The sequence below is a fragment of the Cyanobium sp. A1C-AMD genome (assembly GCF_024346495.1).
In the GTDB taxonomy this organism is placed as follows: Bacteria; Cyanobacteriota; Cyanobacteriia; order PCC-6307; family Cyanobiaceae; genus Cyanobium_A; species Cyanobium_A usitatum.
Genome location: NZ_JAGQDB010000118.1, coordinates 1 through 5,551, shown reverse-complemented (window position 1 = coordinate 5,551; position 5,551 = coordinate 1). Strand labels below are relative to the sequence as shown.

Below are 5,551 nucleotides of genomic sequence, written 5' to 3'. Positions count from 1 at the left end.
CCCACGTGCCGGTGATCGCCAGCCTCGAAGGCGGCACCAAGCTGGGAGTGGGTGATTCGGCCCAGGTGAAGCTGCACACCAAAGACGGCTCGAGCTTTGCTTCGGTGCTGCAGGGCATTGACCATGGCGACGCCTACACGCCCGCCTGGAGCGTGACCAAAGGAGAAGGCGTCGTCAGCGTGGCAGCTGATGGCACGATCACTGCCCTAGGCACCGGCGACGCCACAGTTGAGGCCAAGATCCCCGGCCTGGCAGCTCGCAGCGGCTTCCTGTTCATCAAGGCTCTCGGCCAGGTGGGCTTTATGACCGATGGCGCCGTGAACTGGGACATTGCCATCTTGGTGGCAGGTTTCGGCGCCAGCCTGTTTGCCTCCCAGATCCTTTCTGGCATGGGCATGCCCGCCAATCCTCAGCAGTCCACCGCCAACAAGATCACCCCGGTGATGATCACCGGCATGTTCCTGTTCTTCCCCCTGCCGGCTGGGGTGCTGCTCTACATGGTGGTGGCCAACATCTTCCAGGCCCTGCAGACCTTCCTGCTCAGCCGCGAAGCCTTGCCCGACAACCTGCAGGCGATCCTGGACCAGCAAATGGCGCAGCAAACCGTGACTGTGACTGCCAGTGGCGGTCGCCTGCCCTTCGAACCCAAGGGCAAGAAGTGACCCGTGTCCAATTCACCCCAGCCAGAGCACTCTGATCAGATTGTCGGGGAGCCGCTTCGGCCGGTTCCCCTTTCAGATCTGCGGCACCTGGAAGCTGGGCGCCATTGGCAAATCGACCAAACCATTGAGGGTTTAGCCAGCCTCACCCCGGTGCGCGGCCAACTGCACGCCAGCCACCGGGGCAACGTGCTGGAGGTGGTAGGCAAAGCAGAAACGATCGTCACCCTCTGCTGTGACCGCTGCCTGCAGCACTTCAACCACCCCCTGCGCGCCAGCAACCAAGAATTGCTTTGGATCGGCGAACCCGCCCCAATCCCATCCGACCCGATGGCAATGGAGGGCGAGGCTGACGACAGCGGCCTGATGGAGCAGCTCGATCCCAGGGGCAATTTCGATCCAGAACACTGGGTATTTGAGCAACTAAGCCTGCTGCTACCCATCGTTAACCACTGCGGCAAGGACTGCCCCGGTCCGGCCACTTGGAGCAGCGACGGCGCCGGCATCGATTCCCGCTGGAGCGCCCTGCAGGGCCTGAACCCCTGAGCCTCCCTCCGTGACCGACAGCTGGGCCGACCAACTCGATCTACTGATCCGGGCCCGCACGCCGATTCTGTGGATCCGCAGCCTCGAGGAGGAACGGGTTGATGGCCTGCTGGAACAAGCCGCCCAACGACTGGGCGGCCGCACCCTGCTGCGCTGGGACTTCATTGATGGGTTGAGCGGTGCCCCAAACCGCAGTGGCGAGGCCACCCGCAACCCGATGGCGGCCCTGGCCTGCCTCGATCCCCTGCCGCCCGAGCAGGGGGCCCTGCTGGTGCTGCGCGATTTTCACCGCTACTGCGAAGACGCCGGTGTCTGCCGCCGGCTGCGCAACCTGGCCTCGAGCCTGCGCCAGGCACCCCGCACCCTGGTGATCACCGCCCCCGACTGGGCCATTCCCCGGGAACTGGAAGACAGCATCACCCTGCTGGATCTACCCCTGCCTGATGCCGAAGAGATCCGTCAACTGCTCAGCACGATTGCTGGCGCCAGTGGCTACCCGATGGCACCGGCCGTGTGCGAACAGCTAACCGCCGCCTGCCACGGCCTCAGCGAGCAGCGGGTGCGCCAGCTAGCTGCCCGGGCCCTGGCGCGGCGCGGCCAACTCGGGGAGGCGGATTTAGCCGAGGTGCTGGAGGAGAAACGTCAGGCGATCGCCAAGAGCGAACTGCTGGAGTACTGCCCGAGCGAGGCCAGCCCCGCAGATATCGGTGGACTCGACGCCCTCAAGCACTGGCTAGAGCAGCGCCACATGGCCTTCAGCGAAGAAGCCATGCGCTACGGCCTGCCCCTACCCCGGGGCGTGCTGCTGGTGGGCCCCCAGGGCACCGGCAAATCGCTCACCGCCAAGGCAATAGCCCACAGCTGGAGCATGCCCTTGCTGCGCCTGGATGTGGGCCGGCTATTCGCCGGCTTGGTGGGGGCTTCAGAGGCCCGCACCCGCGACATGATCCAGCGAGCGGAGGCGATGGCGCCCTGCGTGCTCTGGATCGATGAGATCGACAAAGGCTTTGGGGGCGATTCCCGCAGCGACGGGGGCACCAGCCAGCGCGTGCTGGGCACGGTGCTCACCTGGATGGCAGAGAAAACCAGCGCCGTGTTTGTGGTGGCCACTGCCAATGGCGTCGACAAGTTGCCAGGCGAACTGCTGCGCAAGGGGCGCTTCGACGAGATTTTCCTGCTGGATCTCCCCAGCGCTGACGAGCGCCGCTCCATTCTCGATCTGCAGCTGCGACGCCGCCGGCCAAAGCACAGCATCACCCTGGAAGTGCTGGTGGATCGCACCGCAGGATTCTCGGGCGCCGAACTAGAGCAGACCGTTATCGAGGCCATGCACCTGGCCTTCGCCGAGCAGCGGGAATTCGGCGAAGCCGACCTCATCGCTGCCGCTAGCCAGGTGGTGCCCCTTTCGCGCACCGCCCGGGAGCAGCTGGAGGCGCTGCAGGCCTGGGCCAGCGGCGGCCGGGCCAGGCCCGCTTCCCGCGGCTAGGGAAAGCTGAGGTTGATGTCGAGGCGTAACGAACTCCGACGTCAGGTAACAAGCTTGGCGTTAGGCCGGGAATCAAAAGGAATTCACCTCTACGTTCTGGCCCAAGCCGCCCGAGCATCCGTGAGCCCCACCCCAAACAGCCGCCCTGAAGTGCTTAACCAACTGGCGGTTGCCTGTCTTGGGGCAGGGATCGTGACTACCGTGGCGGTGGCTCAGGGCCAGAACCCACTCACCGCCTTGGGCATCACGCTTTTTTCTGCAATCGCCGCCGTAATGGTTGGCCAGGTGCTCTAGTTAGCGCCCATCGCCAGCGGAATTCTGGGCACGGGGAAGCCATTGGCACCGAGCACGTCGATGATCATTCGATTGGTGTCGAAATACACCTGCCAGTAGTTGCTGGTGTGGGTGTAGGGACGCACCGCCAACCGGGGACCACGCTCACTGAACTCGAGCACCTCGACGTCTGCCTCCATGCCAGCAAACTGATTAGGCACCTGCTTGATGCCTTCTTTAAGCAGGGCAATGGCACGGCCTACATCAGCGGAATTATCAAGCTGGGCCACTAGCTCAACGCGACGGTAACCATGGACCGAATAGTTCTGGATGGTGTCGCCGAACAACTTGCCATTCGGCACGATATTGCGCACGTTGTCTGGGGCCAGAAGCGAAGTGACAAACATGCCGATTTCCTCCACAGTGCCGGTGATGCCAGCAGCTGTAATGAAGTCACCAACACTGAAAGGGCGAAAAATCTGCAGAAACACACCAGCCGCGAAGTTGCCGAGCATGCCACTCCAGGCAGCCCCGATGGCTACGCCGGCACCCGCAAGCAGGGCAGCAAAGCTGGCTGTCTGAATACCAAAGAAGCCGAGTATCGCTACCACCAGAATCACTCGCAAAACCGCAGCGAGGATATTGATCAGATAGCCAACAACCGTCACATCCAGGCTGCCATGACGCAAACTTTTGCGCATAATGCGCATAGCCAGCTGAATCAGCCAGCCACCAGCGATCCAGAGGGCTACTGCCCCCACCAACTTCAAAACAAAGGGAACAATCGTGGAGACCACGAGCACTGACAGATCTGGAATTGGCATTGCCAACAATTCATAGATTGAACTAACTAGATCCTCACGGATCAATCGACCTATCGTCAATGCAATGCCAGGATCCGAGCAAATAAACGCTCCTGATGCCAACTGATTTCCGCGCCCAGCTACCAGCACTAGCCAACAAGACCTACTTCAACTACGGCGGCCAGGGGCCCCTGCCGAGCTCATCCCTCGAGGCCATCACGGCCGCCTGGCGGAGCATCCAGGAGCTGGGTCCGTTTACCGGAGCGGTGTGGCCTTTTGTGGAACAGACCACCAGCCAGCTGCGTCAGCACCTGGCTGGCTGGTTTGGCGTGCCTGCGCACCGGCTGGCCTTCAGCGAGAACGTAACCAGTGGCTGCGTACTACCGCTCTGGGGCCTGCCCTGGCAGGCAGGCGACGAACTCCTGATCAGCGACTGCGAGCATCCGGGGGTGGTGGCTGCCTGCCGCGAACTAGCTCACCGCCAAGGGCTTGTGCTCACCACCTTGCCGGTGGCGGATCTGCGCGGCACTGCCGATGACACAAACAAGCAGGTGCTGCAGCGATTGGATCACCAGCTCAGCCCCGCCACCCGATTGGTTGTGCTTTCACACCTGCTCTGGAACACGGGCCAGGTGATGCCGATTGCAGCGGTAGCCGGCCAGCTCAGCACACACCCCAAGCATCCCTGGCTGCTGGTGGACGGGGCCCAATCCCTTGGGGCCATCCCCATCGAAGCCGCCGCCGCCGCCGCTGACATCTACGGCTGCACCGGCCACAAATGGTGTTGTGGCCCCGAAGGACTGGGAGCAGTAGCCCTATCGGAGCGGGTGGTGCGAGAGGCCAGACCAACCTTGATCGGCTGGCGCAGTCTCAGCCACGAAGCCAGCGGCCAGAGCGAATTTCACACCGACAGCCGGCGCTTTGAAGTAGCCACCTCCTGCATACCCCTTTGCGCTGGTCTTGAGCAATCCCTGCACCTGTTGGAGGCGGAAGGCACCGCCGAAGAGCGCCTGGCCCTGATTAAGCGGCGCAGCGGCTATCTCTGGCAAGGGCTGCAGGCAAACCCGCGCGCCCGCACGCTGTTGGAGGTGCCGCCACCAGCGGGGCTAGTCAGCTTTGAGATCAGCGGGGAAGATCCGGAAATGGTGGTGAAGCGCCTGGGTGAGCAAGGCATCTGGCTGCGCAGCCTTGACGATCCCCACTGCCTGCGGGCCTGCACCCACATCACCAGCACAGAAGCTGAGATTGATCAGCTACTTGGAGCTTTGCAAGCGTTCTGAGTCGATCCCAACGCCAAACAAAAAGAAGGGGCTTCCGCCCCTTCTCTGAATCCAGCTTCCCTAGATCTAATTCCTAGATTTAATTGAGATCAGGAAGCCTGGTCGCTGAATACATTGCGATATACCCAGCCAGCCAGCAAGGCACCGGCGATTGGAGCGACCCAGAACAGCCACAACTGACCCATGGCATCGCCACCAACCCAGGCGGCAACAGCGGTGCTGCGGGCAGGGTTCACGGAGGTGTTAGTGATCGGAATGCTAATAAGGTGAATCAGGGTGAGGGAAAGGCCGATCGGCAGGCCGGCAAAACCGCCCGGGGCGAGGCGGTCGGTGGAGCCCATGATCACCAGCAGGAAGATGAAAGTAAGAACCAGTTCAATGATCAGGGCTGAAAAGAAGCCGTAGCCCCCTGGCGAATGGGCTCCCCAGCCGTTGGTGGCCAACGGATTGCTGCCGGTGAGGGCAAAACCATCACGGCCGCTAGCCACGAGCATGATTACGCCG

The 5,551-nt window shown here is 62.5% G+C and carries 6 protein-coding genes and 1 pseudogene; 5 read left to right on the top strand and 2 right to left on the bottom strand.

Annotation, left to right across the window (positions count from 1 at the left end; genetic code table 11):
• The 4 genes and pseudogenes from KBY74_RS13315 to KBY74_RS13300 all read left to right on the top strand — a co-directional run.
• Positions 1–662 (top strand): annotated as a pseudogene (locus tag KBY74_RS13315) (membrane protein insertase YidC); the annotation flags it as partial.
• 3 nt (positions 663–665) lie between these two features.
• The gene (locus tag KBY74_RS13310; RefSeq protein WP_254943114.1) at positions 666–1,205 is read left to right on the top strand and encodes a DUF177 domain-containing protein; all 540 of its coding nucleotides are present in this window, start codon (positions 666–668) and stop codon (positions 1,203–1,205) included.
• 10 nt (positions 1,206–1,215) lie between these two features.
• Positions 1,216–2,691, top strand: a complete 1,476-nt coding sequence (locus tag KBY74_RS13305) for an AAA family ATPase (RefSeq protein ID WP_254943113.1) — start codon at positions 1,216–1,218, stop codon at positions 2,689–2,691.
• A 120-nt stretch (positions 2,692–2,811) separates the two neighbouring features.
• Positions 2,812–2,985: a hypothetical protein gene (locus KBY74_RS13300; RefSeq protein ID WP_254935909.1), complete on the top strand. Its 174-nt coding sequence runs from the start codon at positions 2,812–2,814 to the stop codon at positions 2,983–2,985.
• Here KBY74_RS13300 and KBY74_RS13295 read toward each other — a convergent pair.
• Positions 2,982–3,767: a mechanosensitive ion channel family protein gene (locus KBY74_RS13295; protein WP_254943112.1), complete on the bottom strand. Its 786-nt coding sequence runs from the start codon at positions 3,765–3,767 to the stop codon at positions 2,982–2,984. The two genes, KBY74_RS13300 and KBY74_RS13295, sit on opposite strands and share 4 nt — an antisense overlap.
• Positions 3,768–3,883: 116 nt before the next feature.
• On the opposite strand from KBY74_RS13295, the gene KBY74_RS13290 reads away from it, so the two are divergent.
• On the top strand, positions 3,884–5,047 hold the full coding sequence (locus KBY74_RS13290) for an aminotransferase class V-fold PLP-dependent enzyme (RefSeq protein ID WP_254943111.1): 1,164 nt from the start codon (positions 3,884–3,886) through the stop codon (positions 5,045–5,047).
• A gap of 89 nt (positions 5,048–5,136) precedes the next feature.
• On the opposite strand, the gene KBY74_RS13285 is transcribed toward KBY74_RS13290, so the two are convergent.
• Positions 5,137–5,551, bottom strand: a 415-nt coding sequence (locus tag KBY74_RS13285) for an aquaporin (protein ID WP_254943110.1), incomplete at its 5' end; no start/stop codon positions are given.

Bases quoted from the DNA above. Each gene is read 5' to 3' on its own strand.
- KBY74_RS13290 (WP_254943111.1), top strand. From the start codon at position 3,884: ATGCCAACTGATTTCCGCGCCCAGCTACCAGCACTAGCCAACAAGACC.